The organism is Hydrogenophaga sp. (genome assembly GCF_051860785.1).
In the GTDB taxonomy this organism is placed as follows: domain Bacteria; phylum Pseudomonadota; class Gammaproteobacteria; order Burkholderiales; family Burkholderiaceae_C; genus Hydrogenophaga.
The window spans coordinates 146,020-168,176 of sequence record NZ_JBIMLB010000004.1 but is presented as its reverse complement, the minus strand read 5'-3'; the positions used below and the strand labels follow the sequence as shown (position 1 = coordinate 168,176).

Annotated in this window: 23 protein-coding genes and 1 tRNA gene; 20 read left to right on the top strand and 4 right to left on the bottom strand. The window is 62.9% G+C overall.

Features of this window, described 5'->3' with window-relative positions; genetic code table 11:
* Positions 1-33 precede the first annotated feature (33 nt).
* The 7 genes from ccoN to ACTIF6_RS07770 are packed head-to-tail and all read left to right on the top strand — an operon-like array spanning position 34 to position 5,248.
* Positions 34-1,479 (top strand): cytochrome-c oxidase, cbb3-type subunit I, encoded by a 1,446-nt coding sequence (ccoN, locus tag ACTIF6_RS07800; RefSeq protein WP_439587396.1) that lies wholly within the window; start codon positions 34-36, stop codon positions 1,477-1,479.
* A 9-nt stretch (positions 1,480-1,488) separates the two neighbouring features.
* Complete coding sequence (gene ccoO / locus ACTIF6_RS07795; RefSeq protein WP_439587395.1) at positions 1,489-2,112, top strand: cytochrome-c oxidase, cbb3-type subunit II; 624 nt, start codon at positions 1,489-1,491, stop codon at positions 2,110-2,112.
* Positions 2,113-2,129: 17 nt separating this feature from the next.
* Positions 2,130-2,270, top strand: coding sequence for a cbb3-type cytochrome oxidase subunit 3 (locus ACTIF6_RS07790; RefSeq protein WP_439587394.1), 141 nt, complete (start codon positions 2,130-2,132; stop codon positions 2,268-2,270).
* 28 nt (positions 2,271-2,298) lie between these two features.
* Positions 2,299-3,213, top strand: coding sequence for a cytochrome-c oxidase, cbb3-type subunit III (ccoP, locus tag ACTIF6_RS07785; RefSeq protein ID WP_439587393.1), 915 nt, complete (start codon positions 2,299-2,301; stop codon positions 3,211-3,213).
* Between the two features lie 8 nt (positions 3,214-3,221).
* Entirely contained in the window at positions 3,222-4,685 is a 1,464-nt protein-coding gene (ccoG, locus tag ACTIF6_RS07780) for a cytochrome c oxidase accessory protein CcoG (RefSeq protein WP_439587392.1), read from the top strand.
* Between the two features lie 31 nt (positions 4,686-4,716).
* The gene (locus ACTIF6_RS07775; protein WP_439587391.1) at positions 4,717-5,010 is read left to right on the top strand and encodes a FixH family protein; all 294 of its coding nucleotides are present in this window, start codon (positions 4,717-4,719) and stop codon (positions 5,008-5,010) included.
* A 1-nt stretch (position 5,011) separates the two neighbouring features.
* Positions 5,012-5,248 (top strand): hypothetical protein, encoded by a 237-nt coding sequence (locus tag ACTIF6_RS07770; RefSeq protein ID WP_439587390.1) that lies wholly within the window; start codon positions 5,012-5,014, stop codon positions 5,246-5,248.
* Between the two features lie 14 nt (positions 5,249-5,262).
* Here the strand turns inward: ACTIF6_RS07770 and fnr are convergent, their stop codons facing one another.
* On the bottom strand, positions 5,263-5,982 hold the full coding sequence (gene fnr, locus ACTIF6_RS07765) for a fumarate/nitrate reduction transcriptional regulator Fnr (protein WP_439587389.1): 720 nt from the start codon (positions 5,980-5,982) through the stop codon (positions 5,263-5,265).
* A 143-nt stretch (positions 5,983-6,125) separates the two neighbouring features.
* On the opposite strand from fnr, the gene hemN reads away from it, so the two are divergent.
* The gene (gene hemN / locus ACTIF6_RS07760; RefSeq protein WP_439587388.1) at positions 6,126-7,505 is read left to right on the top strand and encodes an oxygen-independent coproporphyrinogen III oxidase; all 1,380 of its coding nucleotides are present in this window, start codon (positions 6,126-6,128) and stop codon (positions 7,503-7,505) included.
* A 26-nt stretch (positions 7,506-7,531) separates the two neighbouring features.
* Positions 7,532-8,191: a sulfite exporter TauE/SafE family protein gene (locus tag ACTIF6_RS07755; protein ID WP_439587387.1), complete on the top strand. Its 660-nt coding sequence runs from the start codon at positions 7,532-7,534 to the stop codon at positions 8,189-8,191.
* Position 8,192: 1 nt separating this feature from the next.
* Here the strand turns inward: ACTIF6_RS07755 and ACTIF6_RS07750 are convergent, their stop codons facing one another.
* On the bottom strand, positions 8,193-9,131 hold the full coding sequence (locus ACTIF6_RS07750; RefSeq protein WP_439587386.1) for a DMT family transporter: 939 nt from the start codon (positions 9,129-9,131) through the stop codon (positions 8,193-8,195).
* 330 nt (positions 9,132-9,461) lie between these two features.
* Between ACTIF6_RS07750 and aceA the strand changes: the two genes are divergently transcribed.
* Complete coding sequence (aceA, locus tag ACTIF6_RS07745; RefSeq protein ID WP_439587385.1) at positions 9,462-10,793, top strand: isocitrate lyase; 1,332 nt, start codon at positions 9,462-9,464, stop codon at positions 10,791-10,793.
* Between the two features lie 50 nt (positions 10,794-10,843).
* Here the strand turns inward: aceA and ACTIF6_RS07740 are convergent, their stop codons facing one another.
* Positions 10,844-11,443 (bottom strand): hypothetical protein, encoded by a 600-nt coding sequence (locus tag ACTIF6_RS07740; protein WP_439587384.1) that lies wholly within the window; start codon positions 11,441-11,443, stop codon positions 10,844-10,846.
* Between the two features lie 292 nt (positions 11,444-11,735).
* Between ACTIF6_RS07740 and thrS the strand changes: the two genes are divergently transcribed.
* The 10 genes from thrS to ACTIF6_RS07690 all read left to right on the top strand — a co-directional run bounded on the left by thrS (position 11,736) and on the right by ACTIF6_RS07690 (position 21,053).
* A complete protein-coding gene (gene thrS / locus ACTIF6_RS07735; RefSeq protein ID WP_439587383.1) occupies positions 11,736-13,643 on the top strand; it encodes a threonine--tRNA ligase in 1,908 nt (635 codons plus the stop codon).
* A gap of 109 nt (positions 13,644-13,752) precedes the next feature.
* Positions 13,753-14,367 carry a translation initiation factor IF-3 gene (infC, locus tag ACTIF6_RS07730; protein WP_439587525.1) on the top strand — a complete coding sequence of 205 codons (615 nt, stop codon included), beginning with the start codon at positions 13,753-13,755 and terminating at the stop codon, positions 14,365-14,367.
* A gap of 182 nt (positions 14,368-14,549) precedes the next feature.
* Positions 14,550-14,753: a 50S ribosomal protein L35 gene (rpmI, locus tag ACTIF6_RS07725; protein WP_066151481.1), complete on the top strand. Its 204-nt coding sequence runs from the start codon at positions 14,550-14,552 to the stop codon at positions 14,751-14,753.
* Between the two features lie 24 nt (positions 14,754-14,777).
* The gene (gene rplT / locus ACTIF6_RS07720) at positions 14,778-15,137 is read left to right on the top strand and encodes a 50S ribosomal protein L20 (protein ID WP_086120609.1); all 360 of its coding nucleotides are present in this window, start codon (positions 14,778-14,780) and stop codon (positions 15,135-15,137) included.
* Between the two features lie 121 nt (positions 15,138-15,258).
* A complete protein-coding gene (gene pheS / locus ACTIF6_RS07715) occupies positions 15,259-16,311 on the top strand; it encodes a phenylalanine--tRNA ligase subunit alpha (RefSeq protein WP_439587382.1) in 1,053 nt (350 codons plus the stop codon).
* 9 nt (positions 16,312-16,320) lie between these two features.
* A complete protein-coding gene (gene pheT / locus ACTIF6_RS07710; RefSeq protein WP_439587381.1) occupies positions 16,321-18,756 on the top strand; it encodes a phenylalanine--tRNA ligase subunit beta in 2,436 nt (811 codons plus the stop codon).
* Between the two features lie 25 nt (positions 18,757-18,781).
* Complete coding sequence (locus ACTIF6_RS07705) at positions 18,782-19,108, top strand: integration host factor subunit alpha (protein ID WP_439587380.1); 327 nt, start codon at positions 18,782-18,784, stop codon at positions 19,106-19,108.
* A gap of 190 nt (positions 19,109-19,298) precedes the next feature.
* On the top strand, positions 19,299-19,754 hold the full coding sequence (locus ACTIF6_RS07700) for a MerR family transcriptional regulator (protein WP_439587379.1): 456 nt from the start codon (positions 19,299-19,301) through the stop codon (positions 19,752-19,754).
* 35 nt (positions 19,755-19,789) lie between these two features.
* Positions 19,790-19,866: transfer RNA gene (locus tag ACTIF6_RS07695), tRNA-Pro, on the top strand.
* 68 nt (positions 19,867-19,934) lie between these two features.
* The gene (locus tag ACTIF6_RS07690; RefSeq protein ID WP_439587378.1) at positions 19,935-21,053 is read left to right on the top strand and encodes an NAD(P)/FAD-dependent oxidoreductase; all 1,119 of its coding nucleotides are present in this window, start codon (positions 19,935-19,937) and stop codon (positions 21,051-21,053) included.
* On the opposite strand, the gene ACTIF6_RS07685 is transcribed toward ACTIF6_RS07690, so the two are convergent.
* On the bottom strand, positions 21,054-22,139 hold the full coding sequence (locus tag ACTIF6_RS07685; protein WP_439587377.1) for a quinone-dependent dihydroorotate dehydrogenase: 1,086 nt from the start codon (positions 22,137-22,139) through the stop codon (positions 21,054-21,056). It abuts the gene before it with no gap.
* Positions 22,140-22,157 lie beyond the last annotated feature (18 nt).

The following is a 22,157-nucleotide window of genomic DNA, read 5'->3' as shown; positions in this document are numbered from 1 at the left end:
ACTTCATCCAGCGACATTTGCGAGGAGTTCTGTATGTCCCTGACAAGCAAGGCCGGCCAGTCGGCGGTCTACAACGACAAAGTGGTGCGGCAGTTCGCCATCATGACGGTGGTGTGGGGCGTGGTGGGGATGCTGGTGGGCGTGATCATTGCCGCGCAGCTCACCTGGCCGGCGCTCAATCTGGGCGTCGAGTGGCTGTCCTACGGCCGCCTGCGACCGCTGCACACCAACGCGGTCATCTTCGCCTTCGGCGGCTGCGGCCTGTTCGCCGCCAGCTACTACGTGGTGCAGCGCACCTGCCAGACGCGCATCTTTTCCGACGGCCTGGCCGCCTTCACCTTCTGGGGCTGGCAACTGGTGATCGTGCTGGCCGCGATCACGCTGCCCATGGGCCTGACGCAAGGCAAGGAGTACGCCGAACTCGAATGGCCGATCGACCTGCTGATCGCGGTGGTGTGGGTCGCTTACGCGGTGGTGTTTTTCGGCACCATCGGCATCCGCAAGGTGCGCCACATCTACGTGGCCAACTGGTTCTTCGGTGCCTTCATCCTCGCCGTGGCCCTGCTGCACATCGTCAATGGCGCCGCGCTGCCGGTGGACCTGTTCAAGTCCTACTCGGCGTACGCCGGCGTTCAGGACGCGATGGTGCAGTGGTGGTATGGCCACAACGCGGTGGGCTTCTTCCTCACCGCCGGCTTCCTGGGAATGATGTATTACTTCATCCCCAAGCAGGCCGAGCGGCCGGTGTATTCGTATCGCCTGTCGATCGTGCACTTCTGGGCGCTGATCTTCACCTACATGTGGGCCGGTCCCCATCACCTGCACTACACCGCGCTGCCGGACTGGACGCAATCGGTCGGCATGGTGTTCTCGCTCATCCTGCTCGCCCCCAGCTGGGGCGGCATGATCAACGGCATCATGACCCTCTCGGGCGCGTGGCACAAGCTGCGTGACGACCCGATCCTGCGCTTCCTGATCGTCTCGCTTTCCTTCTACGGCATGTCGACCTTCGAGGGTCCGATGATGTCGATCAAGACGGTCAACGCCCTGAGCCACTACACCGACTGGACCGTGGGCCACGTGCACTCGGGCGCGCTGGGTTGGGTGGGCCTGGTCACGATGGGATCGATGTACTACCTCATCCCGCGTCTCTTCGGCCAGAAGAAGATGTATTCGGTGCCCGCCATCGAACTGCACTTCTGGATCGCCACCATCGGCATCGTGCTCTACATCGCGGCCATGTGGATCGCCGGTGTGATGCAGGGCCTGATGTGGCGCGCGGTCAATCCCGACGGCAGCCTGACCTACACCTTTGTCGAGTCCGTCAAAGCCACCTTTCCCTTCTACGTGATCCGCCTGCTCGGTGGCGTGCTCTATCTGGGCGGCATGCTGGTGATGCTCTGGAACACGGTCATGACGGCGCGCAACGGCCAGGTGCAGGACGTGCGCATTCCCGCCATCAACCCCGCCCACGCCTGAGGACCCACCATGGCCAACCAGAAATCCCAGGGTTTCACCCACGAGCGGATCGAGACCAACAATTTCCTGATGATCGTGCTCATCGTGCTGGTGATCGCGGTCGGCGGGCTGGTCGAGATCGTCCCGCTGTTCTTCCAGAAATCCCCCACGCAGCCGGTGGAGGGCCTCAAGCCCTACAGCGCGCTGCAGATCGCCGGGCGCGACGTCTACGTGCGCGAGGGTTGCTACAACTGCCATTCGCAGATGATCCGCCCGTTCCAGGCCGAGACGCTGCGCTATGGCCACTACTCGGTGGCGGGCGAGTTCGTGTACGACCGGCCGTTCCAGTGGGGCAGCAAGCGCACCGGGCCCGACCTCGCGCGCGTGGGCGGTCGCTACAGCGACGAATGGCACCGCCTGCACCTGATCAACCCGCGCGATCTGGTGCCGGAGTCCAACATGCCGGCTTACCCGTGGCTGGAGAAAAAGACCGTCAACGAGGCAGGCATCCCGCGCCGCATGGAAGTGCTGCGCACGCTGGGTGCGCCCTACACCGACGAAGAAATCGCCGCATCCCGCGCCGACGTGAAGGGCAAGACCGAGCTCGAAGCCCTGATCGCCTACCTGCAGGTGCTGGGCACGGCCATCAAGTAACTCTCACGGAGCACCCCATGGACATCAACGACCTGCGCAGCGCCGTCACCGTGATCAGTCTGCTGACCTTCCTGGGCATCGTGGCCTGGGCCTGGTCCAGGCGCAACAAGGACCGCTTCGAAGAAGCGGCCCGGCTGCCTTTCGAAGACGAAGCATGACCGCGGCCCGAACAAGAAGAGAAACATCATGAGCGACTTCACAAGCAACTTCTGGTCGATCTACGTTGGCGGCCTCACTTTCATCAGCATCGTCGCCTGCGTGGTTCTGCTCTGGATCAGCGGCACCACCAAGGTCAAGGCCAACGACGACAACACCACCGGCCACGTGTGGGACGGCGACCTGCGCGAGATGAACAACCCGCTGCCAAAGTGGTGGGTCTACCTCTTCATCATCACGGTGGTGTTCTCGCTGATCTACGGTCTGCTCTACCCCATGTTCGGCACCTACCAGGGCGTGCTGAACTGGTCGTCCGATGGCCAGCACAAGGCCGAGGTGGCACGGGTGGAAAAGGCGATTGCACCGATCTACGAGAAATTCCAGGGGATGGCGCCCGAGCAACTGGCTGGTGACGCCTCGGCCATGGCCATTGGCGAGCGCCTGTTCATGAACAACTGTGCCCAGTGCCACGGCTCGGATGCACGCGGCGCGCGCAGCTTTCCCAACCTGACCGATGGCGATTGGCTCTGGGGAGGTGATGCCGCCGCGATCAAGACCACGATCACGGAAGGCCGCACCGGCGTGATGCCGCCCATGGCCGCTGCGGTCGGCACGCCCGAAGACGTGCGCAACGTGGCGCACTACGTGCTCAGTCTTTCTGCCACGCCGCACGACCCGGTGCGCGCGGTACAGGGCCGCGCCAAGTTCGGTGCCTGCGCGGCCTGCCACGGCATGGACGGCAAAGGCAACCCGGCGATGGGCGCGCCCAACCTGACCGATGGCACCTGGCTGCACGGCTGGGGCGAAGAGGCCATCGTGCGCGCGGTGACCAACGGCTTCACCAACCAGATGCCCGCCCAGGCCGGCAAGCTCAATGCCGACCAGATCCACGTGCTCAGCGCCTATATCTGGGGTCTGTCCAACAAGCCTGTCGCCGCCAACTGATTTCTCCCGTGACCTCCGCCAGCCCAGACGCCAGCCAGCCCAGAGCGGTCATTCCCATCGTCGCCCAGCCTTCCGCCGGAGCCGGCGACGATGAGGTGATGGTTTCTCTGTACGCGTCTCGCAAGAGAATCCACCCGAGATCGGTGTCGGGCCTGTTCTCGAACTGGCGCTGGATCATGGTCTGGCTCACGCAACTGGTCTTCTACGGGCTGCCCTGGCTGGAGTGGAACGCACGGCAAGCGGTGCTGTTCGATCTGGAGGCGCGCCGCTTCTACATCTTCGGCCTGGTCCTGTATCCGCAGGACTTCATCTACCTCACCGGCCTGCTCGTCATCTCGGCGCTCGCGCTGTTCCTCTTCACGGCGGTGGCCGGGCGGCTGTGGTGCGGCTTTGCATGCCCGCAGACGGTCTACACGGAAATCTTTCTCTGGATCGAAAAGAAAGTGGAAGGCGACCGCTCGGCGCGCCTGCGGCTGGACCAGTCGGTTCTCACCGCTTCGAAGTTCGGCAAGAAGACACTCAAGCACACACTGTGGGTCGTGTTCTCGCTGTGGACCGGCTTCACCTTCGTGGGCTACTTCACCCCCATCCGCGAACTCGGCGCGCTGTCGCTGGCAGCCTCGCTCGGTCCCTGGCAGACCTTCTGGATCTTCTTCTATGGCCTGGCCACTTACGGCAATGCCGGCTTCCTGCGTGAGCAGGTCTGCCTTCACATGTGTCCGTACGCGCGCTTCCAGAGCGCGATGTTCGATCCGGACACCATGGTGGTGACCTACGACGCACAACGCGGCGAGCCACGGGGAGCGCGTTCAAAAAAGGCCGACCCCAGGGCGCTGGGCCTCGGGTCCTGTGTGGACTGCACGCTGTGCGTCCAGGTCTGCCCCACCGGCATCGACATCCGCAAGGGCCTGCAGTACGAGTGCATCGGCTGCGCGGCCTGCATCGATGTGTGCGACGACGTGATGGACAAGGTGGGCTACCCACGTGGACTCATCCGGTTCTCCACCCAGAACGGCGTGGCCCAGGGCTGGAACACACGCCAGATGCTTCAGCGTGCGTTGCGCCCGAGGGTGCTGGCCTATGGCGGCATCCTGCTCGCGATCACGCTGGCCCTGGGCGTGAGCCTGTTCCTGCGCACGCCGCTCAAGGTGGACGTGATCCGCGATCGCGGCGCGCTCGCGCGCATGGTGGAGCAGGGGCGCATCGAAAACGTGTTCCGCCTTCAGATCATGAACGCGACCGAATCGACGCAGCGCTACGCCATCGGTGTTTCCGGCCTGCCAGGCATCACCCTGGCCTCGGATGCCGAGGTCGAGGTGCTGCCCACCGGGGTGCGTTCGGTCGCGGTGCGGGTGCAGATTCCGCCAGACGCTGCCACCACCGGTTCGCACCCCATTGAATTCGAGATTCATTCCACTGGCGAGACCGTCTCGCGCGTGAACGAAAAGGCCGCCTTCGTCGTTCCACGATGAAGCGCAGGCGCCATCCACCCAGGAGCACCCCATGAACCCATCCGCCCCCGCTGTTCTCAAGACCTCAGCCCCCGCCTGGTGGCGTGTGCCGCAGATGTGGCTGGTGGTGGGTGGGCCGCTGGCGGTGGTCGTGGCCAGCCTGATCACCGCCTGGATCGCGGTTCACAACGCCGATCCTGTGCTGGACAAGGCCGCTTTCGAACGTGATCGCCAGGCCGCCATGGCCTTGCAGGGCCAGGCGAGGGCGGATGCGCTCATCAAGCTGCAACCCGCCCATCAGGCCCGCAACCACGCGGCCTCGCCCGTGGTGCCACAGGACCGGTGACATGGGTGCGCGGCCCTGGATGGTGATCGCCTGGCCCGCCTTCCTGGTGGCGGCGGTGCTGGAAATGGTGGTGTTCGCCATGGTCGATCCGAGCGACCTGCACTGGTTTGGACAACCTCTGCAATGGTCGCGCCAGGCGATCTACACCGTGGCGTTCTTCGTGTTCTGGGCGGTGGCGGCCGTGTCCAGCGCGCTCACGTTGCTGTTGACCAGGCCTTTCAAAGACGGCGAACGCTGAGAACGAAGCGCCGGCTACCTGCAGTGCTGCGGATTCACGATCTGCTTGAGCGCTTCCGTGTCCTTGATGTGCACGTATCGTTGTTTCACTTCGATGATGCCGTCTTCAACGAATTTGGAGAATGTGCGGCTCACGGTTTCCAGCTTCATGCCCAGGTAGCTGCCGATTTCCTCGCGAGTCATCCGCAACACGAACTCGGATTGTGAGAAACCCCGTGCGTGCAGGCGCTGTACCAGATTCAGCAGGAAAGCGGCCAGACGCTCATCGGCCCGCATGCTGCCCAGCAGCAGCATCACGCCGTGGTCTCGCACGATCTCGCGGCTCATGATCTTGTGCACGTGGTGCTGCAGCGTGGTGAACTCGCGCGAAAGCTCTTCGACCTGATCGAACGGCATCACGCACACTTCGGCGTCCTCCAGCGCGATCGCATCGCAGGAGTGGCGGTCGCTGACGATGCCGTCCATGCCGATGATCTCGCCCGTCATCTGGAAGCCCGTCACCTGGTCGCGGCCGTCGGCGGTGGTCACGCAGGTCTTGAAGAATCCCGAGCGCACAGCGTAGAGCGAAGTGAAGCGGTCGCCCACGTTGAACAACGGGGCGCCGCGCTTGATCCGCCGGCGCGTGGAGATGACCCGGTCGAGTTTGTCCATCTCGCCGGCATTGAGCCCCATGGGCAGGCACAACTCGCGCAAGTTGCAGCTCGAGCAGGCCACTTTGATGGTCTGGGCATCCATATGCAGTTCGTGTGATCCCTCAAAGTCTTAAGCATACCCCTATGGTGTGTCACTGCCGAGGGGCCGCTTGGGCGGCGTTTGACGCAGATCAAGGGTGCCAATGCCGTCCCGGTGCAAAGTGGACCCATATGGAGACCCTTCCCGTGAGCCAAGCCATTCCCGACGACCTGCTCAGGCACTTCGATGTTCCCGGCCCTCGGTACACCTCGTATCCCACCGCCGATCGTTTCATCGAGGCCTTCACCGAGACCGACTACATCCAGGCGCTGGAGCAGCGCCGTGCGGGTTCCATGGCACTGCCACTGTCGCTGTACGTGCACATCCCGTTCTGTGAGTCGGTCTGCTACTACTGCGCGTGCAACAAGGTGATCACCCGCCACCACGAGCGTGCGGCTCAATACCTGCGCCATCTGACGCGTGAGGTGGAACTGCAGATGGCTCATTTCGGTCAAGGCCACGCGGTGTCGCAAGTGCACCTGGGCGGCGGTACGCCGACCTTTCTCTCCGATGCGGAGCTCGACGAGCTCATGGCGATGCTGCGGCGCCATTTCACCCTGACACCCGGTGGCGAGTATTCGATCGAGGTGGACCCGCGCACGGTGACCGAGGAACGCCTGCGCTTGCTGTTTCGCATGGGCTTCAACCGGCTGAGCTTCGGTGTACAGGACTTCGACCCGGCCGTTCAGAAAGCGGTGCACCGCGTGCAACCCGCCGAACAGGTGTTCACACTGGTGGAGGCGGCGCGGCGCATCGGGTTTGAATCGATCAATGTCGACCTGATCTACGGCCTGCCGCAGCAAACGCCCACGTCTTTCGCGCGCACGCTGGCGCAGGTCAATGAACTGCGGCCCGACCGCATTGCGCTGTACGCCTACGCCCACCTGCCATCGCGCTTCAAGCCCCAGCGCCGCATTGCCGCTGCCGAGCTTCCAAGCCCCGGCAACAAGCTGTCGATGCTGTCGGCCTCGCTGGACTCGCTCATGGGTGCAGGCTATGTGTATGTGGGCATGGACCACTTCGCGCTGCCCACCGATGCGTTGGCCGTGGCCAAACGCCAGGGCCGGCTGCACCGGAATTTTCAGGGCTACAGCACACAACCCGATTGCGACCTGATCGGCCTGGGCGTCTCCGCCATTGGCCGCATCGGCGCCACCTACAGCCAGAATGCCAAGACGCTGGCCGAGTACGGCGACCTGCTCGATCAAGGGCGCCTGCCCATCGTGCGTGGCCTGGCGCTCACGCGCGATGACCTGCTGCGCCGCGCGGTCATCATGTCGCTCATGTGCCAGGGCGAGTTGCAGTTCGAATCGATCGAGCTGGGTCATCTGATCGACTTCAAACGCTACTTCGCACGCGAACTCGTGGTGCTCCACACCATGGCCGAGCAGGGGCTGGTGAGGCTTCTCGACGGCGGCGTTCAGGTGACCGAAGCCGGCTGGTTCCTCGTGCGCGCCATCGCCATGGTGTTCGACAAGAACCTGCAGGCCGACCGGGAGCGCGCAAGGTTCTCACGGATCATCTGAGCGAGCACGCAGCGATGCAGACTTCCATGGCGATCACGGCCCTGTTCATGGGCGTCGTGGGCGGCCCCCACTGCGTGGCCATGTGTGGCGCTGCGTGCGCGGGTATCTCACGCGCTGCGGGTGCGCGCAGCACGTCTGCGCTGCTGACGTTCCAGTTGAGCCGCATGCTCGGCTATGCCCTGTTCGGTGCACTGGCGGCAGGCTCGGTGCAGGGGCTGGCCTGGCTGGGTACGAACACCACCGTGCTGAGGCCGGTCTGGACCATGTTTCACGTGGCCGCTCTGTTGCTCGGGGCCGTGCTGCTCTGGCAGGCACGCCAGCCCGCGTGGATCGAAAACCTGGGCCAGAACGTTTGGCGCCGGGCACGCCCGGTGCTCGGCAGGCTCGGGTCGCGTGCCCCCGTGGTCCTGGGTGTGGGGTGGGCGCTCATGCCCTGTGGCTTGCTGTATTCGGCCTTGTTGGTGGCATCGCTTTCGGCCAGCGCGATCGAAGGTGCATCGATCATGGCGCTTTTTTCGCTCGGCACTTCGGTCTCTCTGACGGCTGGTCCCTGGCTTCTGCTGCACTTGCGCGGTGCTCGTTCGGGTGCATGGGGCATCCGTCTGGCCGGCTTGGTGCTGGCGCTGACATCGGGCTGGGCGATCTGGATGGGCATGACCCAGCCGACCGGGCTCTGGTGCGCTTGATTCAGCGCGGATTTCGGCCGGGCAAGGTCGCGAGCACCAGGCCCAGCAGGGCAATGCCGAAAGCCACCCCCTGAAGCAGCGTGAGTCGCTCACCCATGAACAACACGCCGATGGCGGCCGCGCTGATCGGCAGCATCACGGTGAACACCCCCGCCTGCGATGCCGGCACGACCTTGAGGCCGGTCATCCAGAGCCAGACCGTCCACATGCTGGCCGCCAGCGCGTAGAACACCAGCAGGACCCAGATTGGCGCGGCCACGGTGCCGAAGTCGAACTGCCACGCTGCCCAGATGCCAAACGGCGTCACCAGCGCAAACCCCCAGAGATTGATGACGGCCGAGATGCGCTTGGGGCTCAGGCCTTCGGTCAGGCGCTTGCCAATGACCACGTAAGACGCCTCGCACACCACGGCAGCGAACACCAACAGGTTGCCCAGCAGCGCACGGCTGATGCCGAAAGGCCCGCTGGCATCGGCCACGGCATTTGCACCCGCATCGGCCTTCTGCAACGAGAAAAGGCCAATGCCGATGGCCGCGCAGGCGATGCCTGCGGCGCTGCGCCAGCCGATTCGCTCACGCAAGAAGAGCCAGCTCAGCACCGCCACCACGGCAGGAATCGACGACATGACCACGCCTGCAGCCACCGCCGTCGTCATGCTCACGCCAAACAGCATGCAGATGGAGAACAGGAAATTGCCTAGGAACGACTCCAGGAAGAGCAACCAGCGCGTTCGCGCCGTCATGGGCGGTTCGGACGCGGGTTTGCGCAGCCAGGACCACATGGCCAGGCCACCGATGCCAAAGCGCAACCAGGCCAGCAGGAACACCGGAAACACGAGCACCAGGGGCTTGGAGAGCGCGACGTAGCTGCCCACCAGGGCCATGCTCAGGGCGAGGCAGGCATAGGCCCACCAACGGTTGAGGGGGAGGGTTGAATTCAAGGGAAGTGGGTGGCTGCACGAAAGTGGGCTGCATCATGCCCGATGGCCGTGAGGGGCATTTCTGCATGAGAAATCTCCATTTCGTATGGTGGAGTCATGAAATGCTGCGGCGCATGATTTTTTCTCAATGCGAGAGACTGATTGCCATATTGAGAAATACTCCGAATAGATTGTTGAAAAACAAAGAGAAAATTTTTCTCTTATATAAGACATAAGAGCTTTTAAAACTCTTCTATAAGACTTAAAGTCACTCCATCGGCATCCCGCTTGCATGCCGACCGATGCAAGCCCGAAGCCAGTCTGTTTCCCATCAACCTCACGGAGTCCGTCATGCCCCAATCCCTCACCGAGCAACTCAGCCGCGCCCAACAGATCGAAGCCCTGGAAAAAGACTGGGCCACCAATCCGCGCTGGAAAGGTGTCAAGCGCGGCTACTCCGCCGCCGACGTGGTTCGCCTGCGCGGCAGCATGCAGATCGAGCACACGCTGGCCAAGCGCGGTGCCGAGAAGCTGTGGGACAAGGTCAACGGCGGCGCCAAGAAGGGCTACGTGAATGCCTTCGGCGCCATCAGCGCCGGCCAGGCGATGCAGCAGGCCAAGGCAGGCCTTGAGGCCGTGTACCTCTCGGGCTGGCAGGTCGCTGCCGATGGCAACACCTCGGAAACCATGTACCCCGACCAGTCGCTCTACGCGTACGACTCGGTGCCCACCATGGTCCGTCGCATCAACAACACCTTCAAGCGCGCCGACGAAATCCAGTGGGGCCGCGGCATTGAACCGGGCAGCCCGGAATTCATCGACTACTTCCTGCCCATCGTGGCCGATGCCGAAGCCGGTTTTGGCGGCGTGTTGAACGCGTTCGAATTGATGAAGAACATGATCACCGCCGGTGCCGCCGGCGTGCACTTCGAAGACCAGCTGGCCGCTGTTAAGAAGTGCGGCCACATGGGTGGCAAGGTGCTGGTGCCCACGCAGGAAGCCTGCGAGAAGCTGATCGCCGCGCGCTTCGCCGCCGACGTGATGGGCGTGTCCACCATCGTGCTGGCCCGCACCGACGCCGAAGCCGCCAACCTCATCACCAGTGACCATGACGCCAACGACAAGCCGTTCCTCACCGGCGAGCGCACGCAGGAAGGCTTCTACCGTGTCAAGAACGGCCTGGAGCAAGCCATCAGCCGCGGCATCGCTTACGCGCCCTATGCCGACCTGGTGTGGTGCGAGACTGGTGTGCCCGACATCGGCTTTGCTCGCGAGTTCGCGCAGGCCGTGCAGGCCGCCTGCCCCGGCAAGCTGCTGTCGTACAACTGCTCGCCATCCTTCAACTGGAAGAAGAACCTCAACGACAAGCAGATCGCCTCGTTCCAGGAAGACCTGGCCGCGCTGGGCTACAAGTACCAGTTCATCACGCTGGCCGGCATCCACATCAACTGGTTCAACACCTTTGAATTCGCCCACGCCTACGCTCGTGGGGAAGGCATGAAGCACTACACCGAGATGGTGCAGGAGCCCGAATTCAAGGCACGTGAGAAGGGCTACACCTTCGTCTCGCACCAGCAGGAAGTGGGCGCGGGTTACTTCGACGACGTGACCACCGTGATCCAGGGCGGTTCATCCAGCGTCAAGGCGCTGACGGGCTCGACCGAGGAAGAGCAGTTCCACTGAATTCACCCGAAGCGGTGAGGAGACAGGGCGCCACCCTTCGGGGTGGCGTTTCAGTTTGTGGTGGAGGGTGTTGCGGGTTGCGTGACCACAGGAGGGTCGACCGGATCCAGCAGACCTCTGGGCGGATTTCTTTTCATTTCATCCGCCAGGGTCAACTGCTCGGGGCTCATGCATTCATCGGCCAGTCTTGCACCCAGTTTCTGGCTCATCAACATGGACTTGTTGCCCAGTTGGAGCCAGAGAGCACCCCGTTTCGGGTCTTCCAGGCGGATGGCGCCCGTGCGGCTTTCAACCGGGTGCATGTAGTAGCGCGCGTTGCGCACATTCTTGACCTGCACGATGAAAAACCCTTGACGCTTCGCTGGCGTGATCTGCACAGACGAACCCAGTTCGCAGGGGATCTGTCCGACGTACACCCTTTGAGCGACCGCGAGATCGGCTTCGGTGAGGATCACATTGGAGTCCTCTTCGATGGGCGTTATTTCTTCCACGGCCTTGGCCGCAGAGCGGGCCAGCGGGGGGCGCTTGGCCGGCGGCTTGGCGGCGGAGGCAGGTTGGGCGGCGGGCTGGCGCGCAGGGGTCTGCGCCACGGCAGCCAGGGGTGCGAACGCCACTGCGCTCAGCGAGAAAAACAAGGGGAGTAGTTTCATGCGGTCGTTGGATGGGACGTGAAAGCAGCGCGTAGTCTGCACGCATGTCGGCTCCCATGATGTTTGGAGATGTTTCGATCCGGGTCCGCATTGGCGCCCGCGCCCGGGATTTGTGGGAAAATCCTGTTTCTTCTGACTCACCAAGAGCGAGAAAGGCAATCTGGTTATGACACCGCGAACTATGGAGCTGACTCCCCTGGCCCCTTGAGGCCTGCAGTTCGCGCCTGCCCGATTCCCTTTTCCTCTCACACCAGCGCGGCCCCTGCCGCGCTTTTTTGTTTTCTGGACGACCATGTTGCACATCACGCTCCCCGACGGTTCCCAACGCGAGTTTCCTGGCCCGGTCACGGTCGCCGACGTAGCCGCCTCCATCGGCACCGGTCTGGCCAAGGCCGCGCTGGCCGGCAAGATCGGTGACAAGGTGGTCGACACCAGCCACCTCATCACGCAGGACAGCCCGCTGTCCATCGTCACGGCCAAGGACGCCGACGGGCTGGAGGTGATTCGCCATTCCACGGCCCACTTGCTGGCCTATGCGGTCAAGGAGTTGTTTCCCGATGCGCAGGTCACGATCGGTCCGGTGATCGAGCACGGGTTCTTCTATGACTTCTCCTACAAGCGACCCTTCACGCCCGACGATCTGGCGGCCATCGAAAAGCGCATGGCTGAGCTGGCGGCGAAGGACGAACCGGTGGTGCGCCGCGTGTTGCCACGCGACGAGGCGGTGGCCTATTTCAAGGGCATGGGCGAGCACTACAAGGCCGAGATCATTGCCAGCATCCCGAGCAACGAAGACGTGTCGCTTTACCGCGAAGGCGCCTTTGAGGATCTGTGCCGAGGTCCGCACGTGCCCAGCACGGGCAAGCTCAAGCACTTCAAATTGATGAAAGTGGCCGGCGCTTACTGGCGTGGCGACCATCGCAATGAAATGCTGCAGCGCATCTACGGCACGGCCTGGGCCACCAAGGACGAGTTGCAGGGCTATCTGACGATGCTGGAGGAAGCCGAAAAGCGCGACCACCGCAAGCTGGGCCGAGAGCTCGATCTGTTCCACATGGAAGAGACGGCACCCGGCCTCGTGTTCTGGCACCCCAAGGGCTGGACGGTCTGGCAGGCGGTGGAGCAATACATGCGTGCCGTCTACCGCGACAACGGTTACCAGGAGGTGAAGGGCCCCCAGATCCTGGACAAGAGCCTGTGGGAGAAGACCGGTCACTGGGACAACTACCGCGACAACATGTTCACCACGGAGTCGGAGAAGCGCGAATACGCGCTCAAGCCGATGAACTGCCCGGGACACGTGCTGATCTTCAAGCAGGGCATCAAGAGCTACCGCGACCTGCCACTGCGCTACGGCGAGTTCGGCCAGTGCCATCGCAACGAACCCAGTGGGGCGCTGCACGGCATCATGCGCGTGCGCGGTTTCACGCAGGACGACGGGCACATCTTCTGCACCGAAGACCAGATCCTGGAGGAATGCATCGCGTACACGGCCTTGCTGCAAAAGGTCTATGCCGACTTTGGCTTCAAGGACATCATCTACAAGGTGGCAACCCGCCCCGAAAAGCGCGTGGGCTCGGACGAGTTGTGGGACAAGGCCGAGTTCGCCGTGATGGAGGCCCTGCGCCGCTCAGGCTGCGAATTCATCGTCTCGCCCGGCGATGGCGCCTTTTACGGCCCCAAGATCGAATACACGCTCAAGGACGCCATCGGGCGCCAATGGCAATGCGGCACCATGCAGGTGGATTTCAACACCGCTGAACGTCTGGGCGGCGAGTACGTGACCGAAACGAGCGGAAGGGCGCACCCCGTCATGCTGCACCGCGCCATCGTCGGTAGCCTGGAGCGCTTCATCGGCATCCTGATCGAACAACATGCGGGCGCTTTGCCCGTCTGGCTGGCGCCGGAACAGGTCGCGGTGCTGAACATCACCGATGGGCAAGCCGATTACTGTCGTGAAATCGCGAAAACGTTGCAGAATCAAGGGCTTAGGGTGGTGACCGACCTTCGCAATGAGAAAATAACGTATAAAATACGGGAGCACGCGTTGCAAAAGCTGCCTTTTATCCTTGTCGTGGGCGATAAGGAGAAGGCGGCTGGTGCCGTGGCTGTGCGGGCTCGAGGTAACAAAGACCTCGGAGTCATGCCGCTGGAAGCCTTTTCCAAACTCATTGCGGCAGACGTTTCATCCAAGGTTTGACATCAAACACCAGGATCGAAGCCCCTGCGGTCATTGCGCCCCGCGCTTGCAAGCTGGCGGCCGTGAGGGTCGCTATTGTGTTTGATCAGCCCACACGAAGGAACTCACCATAGCTACCAACTTTCGCGACCGCCGCCAGCGTGAAGAGCGCGCACACCGACTGAACCGGGAAATCATGGCCCCCGAGGTTCGCCTCAACGGACCGGAAAACGAACCACTGGGCATCGTCAGTCTGCAAGAAGCGTTGCGCATGGCCGGTGAGCTGGATGTGGACCTGGTCGAGATTGCGGCCACCGCCGTCCCTCCCGTGTGTCGTTTGATGGACTACGGCAAGTTCAAGTACCAGGAGCAGAAAAAGGCTGCCGAGGCGAAGGCCAAGCAGACCGTCATCGAGATCAAGGAAATCAAGTTCCGCCCGGGCACGGACGACGGCGACTACAACATCAAGATGCGCAACATCCGCCGGTTTCTGGACGATGGCGATAAATGCAAGATCACCTTGCGTTTCCGCGGTCGAGAAATCACCCACCAGGATCTCGGGCTGGCGCTTCTGAACCGTATTCGTGACGAGTTGGCCGATTCGATCGTGGTGGAACAGTTTCCCAAGCTCGAAGGGCGCCAGATGATCATGATGATCGCGCCGGGGCGCAAGAAGACCGGCGGCGGAGCGCCCAAGGCAGCGGAAGCTGTCGCAGCGCCTGCAGAAGGACAGCCGACAGCCTGAGGGCTGCGGGGGAAAACAAAGGATTGAACCGGCAGGGTAGTCTCCTGGCGGTTCGAGGCGAAATCCGAGAGGATGGCTGCCGAACGGATGACCGAAAGGTCGTCCATAAAAGTGGCTCGGGGCCAACAAGCCCGCGGAAGGTTCGCGGCGCCTCACGAGCACAAATGAAAAGGAGCATGCAAATGCCCAAAATGAAGACCAAGAGCAGCGCGAAGAAGCGTTTTCGCGTTCGTCCCGGTGGCACCGTCAAGCGCGGTCAAGCCTTCAAGCGTCACATCCTGACCAAGAAGACCACCAAGAACAAGCGCCATCTGCGGGGTGCGGTGACCGTGCATGAGACCAACATGGGTCACATGGCACAGATGCTGCCCGGCATGGGCATTTGATCAACGACGAACAAGGAGTAACACATGCCTCGCGTCAAACGTGGTGTCACGGCTCGCGCCCGACACAAAAAAGTCCTGGCTCTGGCCAAAGGTTTCCGCGGCCGCCGCGGTAACGTCTTCCGCATCGCCAAGCAGGCGGTGATGAAGGCAGGGCAATACGCCTACCGTGATCGCCGCACCAAGAAGCGCGTGTTCCGGCAGTTGTGGATTGCCCGTATCAACGCTGGTGCCCGTGCATGCGGCCTGACGTACAGCCAGTTCGCCAATGGCCTGAAGAAGGCTCAGATCGAAATCGACCGCAAGGTCCTGGCCGATCTGGCGGTGAACGACCCGGCTGCCTTTGGCAGCATCGTGGAGCAAGTCAAAGCCAAGCTGGCCGCTTGATTCACGGCAGGGAGCGCCGCCTTGCCGCGGTGCTCTCCAGTCGCTCAAAGGGGTTGAGGCTTGAGGGGTTCCCTCGCTGGCTTCAACCCTTTTTTTGTTTCCCAACGATTCCATCAAACACATGAACGAGTTGGACGAACTGGTCGAAGGCGCACGAGCCGCGTTTTCAAACGCGACAGCCCCCGCCGACCTGGAAAATGCCAAGGCATTGTTTCTGGGAAAGTCCGGCCGCATCACCGAGCTGATGAAAGGCATGGCCGCACTCTCGGTCGATGAAAAGAAGACGCGTGGCGCCGCCATCAACCTGGCCAAACAGGCCATCGAGGCCGCGCTCAACGAGCGCCGCCAGGCACTGGCCGACGCAGAGCTGCAGACACAACTCCGGGCCGAGGCGCTGGACGTGACGCTGCCTGGACGACAGCGTGGCCAGGGCGGTCTTCATCCGGTGAGCCTCACGCTCGAGCGCATCGAGGCAATCTTCGGCTCCATGGGTTTCGAAGTGGCCGAGGGTCCCGAGATCGAGTCCGACTGGTTCAACTTCACCGCACTGAACACGCCCGAAGACCACCCGGCGCGTTCCATGCACGACACCTTCTATGTGGAGGGCGGCAGCGAGAAGGCGCCCAATCTTCTGCGCACCCACACCAGCCCGATGCAGATTCGCCACGCGGTGCAGCACGTCAAGCGCCACCGCGTTGCGCTCGATGCCGGGCTGAGCATGCCGGAGATCCGCGTGATCGCGCCAGGCCGCACCTATCGGGTGGACAGCGACGCCACCCATTCGCCGATGTTCCACCAGTGCGAGGGCCTGTGGATTGGCGAGAACGTGAGCTTCAAGGACCTGAAGTTCGTTTTCACGGATTTCTGCCGCACCTTCTTCGAGTCCGACGATCTGGTGCTCCGCTTTCGTCCGAGCTTCTTTCCTTTTACGGAGCCCAGTGCCGAGATCGACATCCAGTTCCAGCATGGCCCGCTGGCCGGCCGTTGGCTGGAGGTGGCGGGTTCCGGTCAGGTGCATCCGAACGTGGTGCGCAATATGGGCCTGGACTCGGAGCGCTACATCGGTTTTGCCTTCGGCATGGGGCCGGACCGCCTGACCATGCTGCGCTATGGCGTCAACGATCTTCGCCTGTTCTTCGACGGCGATGTCCGCTTTCTCGCCCAGTTCCGCTGAGACCACGACATGCAATTTCCTGAATCCTGGCTGCGTGCCTTCTGCAATCCGCCACTGACCAGCCAGCAATTGGCCGACACCCTGACCATGGCTGGTCTGGAAGTCGAAGAGCTGGAGCCGGTGGCGCCGCCGTTCACTCGCGTGGTGGTGGGCGAGATCAAGGAAGCCGTTCAGCATCCCAATGCAGACCGTCTCCGGGTGTGTCAGGTCGACGTGGGGCAGGGGAGTCTGCTCAACATTGTGTGTGGCGCACCCAATGCGCGTGTGGGCATCAAGGTCCCGTGTGCGCTGGTGGGCGCCGAATTGCCACCGGGCGAGGATGGCAAACCTTTCCAGATCAAGCTGGGCAAGCTGCGGGGTGTCGAAAGCCAGGGCATGCTGTGCTCGGCGCGCGAGCTCAAGTTGTCGGAGGACCATGGCGGCTTGCTGGAGTTGCCTGGCGACGCTCCGTTGGGTCGCGACATTCGCGAGCAACTCGCGCTCGACGACATGCTCTTCACGCTCAAGCTCACGCCCAATCTGGCGCATTGCCTGAGCGTCTTCGGCATTGCGCGCGAAGTGGCCGCACTCACGGGTGCGCCGCTGGTCGAGCCGGTGTTTCCCCCCGCTCCAGCCAGCCTTCAGGATTGCCTGCCGGTGAAGGTGCAGGCGCCCGACCTGTGCGGCCGTTTCTCCGGTCGCATCGTGCGTGGCGTCAACACCCAGGCTGCCACGCCCGCGTGGATGGTCGAGCGCCTGGCGCGTTGTGGTCAGCGCAGCGTGACCGCGCTGGTGGACATTTCCAACTACGTCATGTTCGAATTGGGGCGGCCTTCCCACATCTTCGATCTCGACAAGATCCATGGTGGCCTCACCGTGCGCTGGGGTCTTGCGGGAGAGACGCTCAAGCTGCTCAATGGCAATACGGTCTCGCTGGACGAGCGGGTGGGCGTGATCGCCGACGACCAGAGCGTCGAGTCGTTGGCGGGCATCATGGGTGGTGACTCCACGGCGGTGTCGGACGATACCCGCAACATCTACATCGAGGCTGCTTTCTGGTGGCCCAAGGCCATCGCCGGCCGCTCACGCCGCTACAACTTCTCTACCGATGCCGGCCACCGGTTCGAGCGCGGTGTGGACCCTTCCACCACCGTCGAGCACGTCGAACGCATCACCCAGCTCGTCCTGGAAATCTGCGGCGGGCAGGCCGCGGTGCTCGACGACCACGTGGTCAACATGCCTAAAGCGCAGCCGGTGAGCCTTCGTGTGGCGCGCGCGGCCAAGGTCACGGGCATGCCGCTCTCGCAGTCGCAGTGCGCTGGCGCGCTGCGCCGCCTGGGCCTGCTGGTCGAAGAGGGCGATGGGTTGGTCACGGTCACACCACCCGCCTATCGCTTCGACCTTCTGATCGAGGAAGACCTGATCGAGGAAGTGACCCGTGTCATCGGGTACGAGCAGTTGCCCGACACGCCACCGCTGGCACCCATCACGGCCCGGGTCCGTCCCGAGTCGCGCCGTGGCCCGTTTGCCGTGCGGCGGCAGCTCGCCCAATTGGGCTATCAGGAAACGATCAATTTCAGCTTCGTCGAGGAGCGCTGGGAGCACGAGCTGGCCGGCAACCCGACGCCGATCCGGCTGCTGAACCCGATTGCCAGCCAGATGAGCGTGATGCGGTCATCGCTGTTGGGCAGCCTGATCGCAGTGCTCAAGTTCAACCTGGATCGGCGTGCCGACCGGGTTCGGCTGTTCGAGTTGGGTCGGGTGTTTCTGAAGGATGCCACCGTACCCGACAGCGATACCAGCGTGGCCGGGTTTGCCCAGCCCATGCGGGTGGCGGGTTTGTGCTTTGGTGCGGTCGATGCCCTGCAATGGGGTTCGCCCGAGCGCGCCGTGGATTTCTTCGACGCGAAAGGCGATGTACAGGCGTTGCTGTCGCCGCATCTTCCTGAGTTCCGCACCGCCGAGCACCCGGCCATGCACCCGGGCCGCTGTGCCAGCGTCTGGCTGGAGGATCGCTGCATCGGCCACGTGGGCGAGTTGCACCCGCGCTGGCGGCAGGCGTACGAGCTTCCCCAGGCGCCTGTCATGTTCGAGCTGGAGCTGGACGCCGTACTGGCGCGCTCGGTGCCGGCCTACCAGGCTGTGGCCCGCCACCAGGCAGTCGAGCGCGACCTTGCCATCGTGGTCAAGGAGTCCGTCACGCACGCGGCGGTGGTCGATGCCATCCGCGCGCCGGCGAATCCCTGGTTGCGAGACGTGGTGCTCTTCGACGTGTACCGGCCGAAGAAGCAGGCCGTGGGGCAAGGCGGCGCAACCGGTGCTCTGGCCGAAGACGAAAAAAGCCTGGCGGTCCGGCTGGTGCTCAACCGCGACGACGCTACACTGACCGAAGAAGACATCGAAGCGACCGTCAAGGGCGCCTTGGCTTCCGTGGAACAACGCCTGGCAGGACGGCTGCGCGCCTGAACAAACGAGGATGGAGAACCCCCGCATGGAACTCGCTGTTGAAAGTCTGGAAACCCCGGCGCTGACCAAAGCACAACTCGCCGAGTTGCTGTTCGACCAGATCGGTCTGAACAAGCGTGAATCCAAGGACATGATCGATGCGTTCTTCGATCTGATCACCGACAGCCTCGTCAATGGCAACGACGTGAAGATTTCGGGTTTTGGCAATTTCCAGATTCGTACCAAGGCCCCTCGCCCTGGGCGCAATCCACGAACCGGCGAGCCTGTGGCCATCCAGGCACGCCGCGTGGTGACCTTCCACGCCAGCCCCAAGCTGAAGGAACAGGTACAAACGGCCGTCATCGGCGGCTAATCGCGCTCCGAAGGGGCTCTCTTGCCCCGTTTTTCTGCCAACTGTGCCCTTCGGGCACACGGTGGTGAGCGCATCTGCAACTGCCTGCCATGCCGTTTGCAACATTTCACACGGATTTCGACGCTCCCCCGTGCACGCGCACTCGAGTTAGAGTAGATTTCAAGGTTCGGTCTGTACTGCCTTGATTTTCATGGAAAAATCACTTCCTCCCATACCCGCCAAACGCTACTTCACCATTGGTGAGGTGGGCGAATTGTGCGGCGTCAAGCCGCATGTGCTTCGGTATTGGGAGCAGGAGTTCACGCAGTTGAGACCGATGAAACGTCGCGGCAATCGGCGCTATTACCAGCATCACGAAGTGCTGATGATTCGCCGAATCCGGGAGTTGCTTTACGACCAAGGCTTCACCATCAGTGGTGCGCGCAACAAGCTCCAGGAGATCGTGCAATCTGAACGGGACAAGCGACGCAGCGAAGATGAGGAAGCGATCGATGTCATCGAACTGGACGAGATGGTGAATGGCAGCGATATGGTTGTGCCCTTTGTCGAGGCGCACGATTCCGGCTCACCCGAATCGGGTTCTTTGCTGCACGATGTGAGGCGTGAGTTGCTCGAAATACGCGAGCTTCTTTGGCATACGGTCTGAACAGGCTCGTTTGCCAGCTATAATTTAAGGCTTGTCGGCGTGTAGCGCAGCCTGGTAGCGCACTTGCATGGGGTGCAAGGGGTCGCGAGTTCGAATCCCGCCACGCCGACCATTTTTACAGAAGCCCGGAGCCGCAAGGTCCGGGCTTTTCTCATGGCGAGACACAAAATCGGAAAGGCCATGATGCAAGATCTGGACAGAGTGGATGCCGTGGTGATTGGGGCAGGGGTGATCGGCCTTTCTGTGGCGCGGGCACTGGCCCTGGCCGGGAGAGAGGTGATGGTGCTTGAGCGCGAGGCCGCCATCGGCACCGGCACCAGTTCGCGCAACAGCGAGGTGATTCACGCCGGCATCTACTATCCTGCAGGTTCCCTCAAGGCCACGTTGTGTGTGCAGGGTCGTGATGCCCTGTACGCCTACTGCGTCGAGCGCGGTGTGGCCTACAGGCGCTGCGGCAAGCTGATCGTGGCCACCACGCCGTCTCAACTCGCGGCTTTGCCTGCCATCCTCAACAAGGCTCTAAGCAACGGCGTGACCGATCTCCAATTGCTCAGCCGTGAACAAGCCAGGCTCATGGAGCCCGAACTGGAATGTCTGGGTGCGGTGCATTCGCCTTCCACCGGTATTGTGGACAGCCACGGACTCATGCTGGCCTACCAGGGTGAGCTCGAGCATGCAGGAGGCTTGGTGGCCTGCCACAGCGGCGTGGACAGCCTCGTGGTCTCGTCGCAGGGCATCGAGGTTCAATGCGCCGATGGCACCCGATTGTTGGCGCGTACCGTGGTCAATGCCGCCGGTCTCTCAGCCTGTGACCTGGCCCGACGCACTCGAGGGCTCGACACGCAACTTGTGCCGCGCGCCTGGTATGCCAAGGGCAACTACTTCACGTTGACGGGCCGCACGCCGTTCTCACGCCTGATCTATCCCGCTCCTGAGCCTGATCGCCATCTGGCGGGTCTGGGTGTGCACTTCACGATCGACCTGGGCGGGCAGGCCAAATTCGGCCCCGACGTGCAATGGACCGACTCGCCCGAGGACCTGCGGGTTGACCTCTCGCGAATCGGAGATTTTTATGCCGAGGTCCGGCGTTATTGGCCTGGCCTGCCGGACAGTGCCTTGCAGCCGGGCTATGCTGGCATTCGGCCGAAGATCAGCGGCCCAGACGATCCTGCGGCGGATTTTGTGATTCAAGGCCCGGCAGTTCACGGCGTACCTGGTTTGGTGAACCTGTTCGGCATCGAGTCACCAGGGCTTACCAGCAGCCTGGCCATTGCCGATCGGGTGGTCTCCTTGCTTTGATCAGGCCTTGGCGCGCGCCTGGATCGCGCGTGCCGCTTCCCATACCAGCGATGGGCCCTTGTAGATCAGCCCTGTGTAGATCTGCACCAACTGGGCTCCGGCCTCGATCTTGCTGACCGCATCCTCCGCGCTGAGCACCCCGCCCACGCCGATGATGGGGAAACTTTTGCCCAGGCAGGCACGCAACTGGCGGATGACGCGGTTGCTCGCCTGCAGGACGGGAGAACCCGACAGTCCTCCCGCTTGTTCTGCGTGCGTCATCCCAGCCACTGCATCGCGGCTGAGGGTGGTGTTGGTGGCGATCACCCCCATCGCGTTGGTGGCCTGGCCCGCGCTGTCCACGCCATAGCGCATGAGGGTGGTCGCGATCACTTCGATCTGCGTGTCGTCCAGATCGGGGGCGATCTTCACGAACACGGGAATGCGGCGGCCGTGGCGTTGCGCCAGCAACTCGCGCCGCTCGGCCACCGCGCCCAGCAAGGCGTCGAGTGCGGCGTCGCTTTGCAGGCTTCGCAGGTTTTGCGTGTTGGGGCTGGAGATGTTGACGGTAACGTAGTCCGCGTGCGCGTAGACGCCATCCAGGCAGGTGAGGTAGTCGTCGGTGGCGCGCTCGATGGGCGTGCTGGCGTTCTTCCCGATGTTCAGGCCCAGCAGCATCGGATTCACGCCAGCCTGCTGGCGAAAGCGCGCCTTCTGCACGTTGGCCAGGAAGGCATCAAGCCCCTCGTTGTTGAAGCCGAGGCGGTTGATCAGCGCGTTGGCCTTGGGCAGGCGAAACATGCGAGGCTTCGGGTTGCCGCTCTGGGCTTTGGGGGTGACGGTGCCGACTTCCACGAACCCGAATCCCATCGCAGCCAGACCATCGATGCATCGCGCATTCTTGTCCAGGCCTGCAGCCAGGCCCACGCGGTTGGGAAACTGCAACCCGGCCACGGTACAGGGATCGTGCACACGCGGCTCGCTGTAAAGGCAGGTCAGCGGCGAGTGCTGGAGCCGCGCGATGGATTGCAAGGTGAGTTCGTGGGCGGCTTCGGGGTCCAGGCTGAACAGGAACGGGCGCGCGACAGCGTATGGCAGGAGCGACATTGGATAATCCGGCTTGTT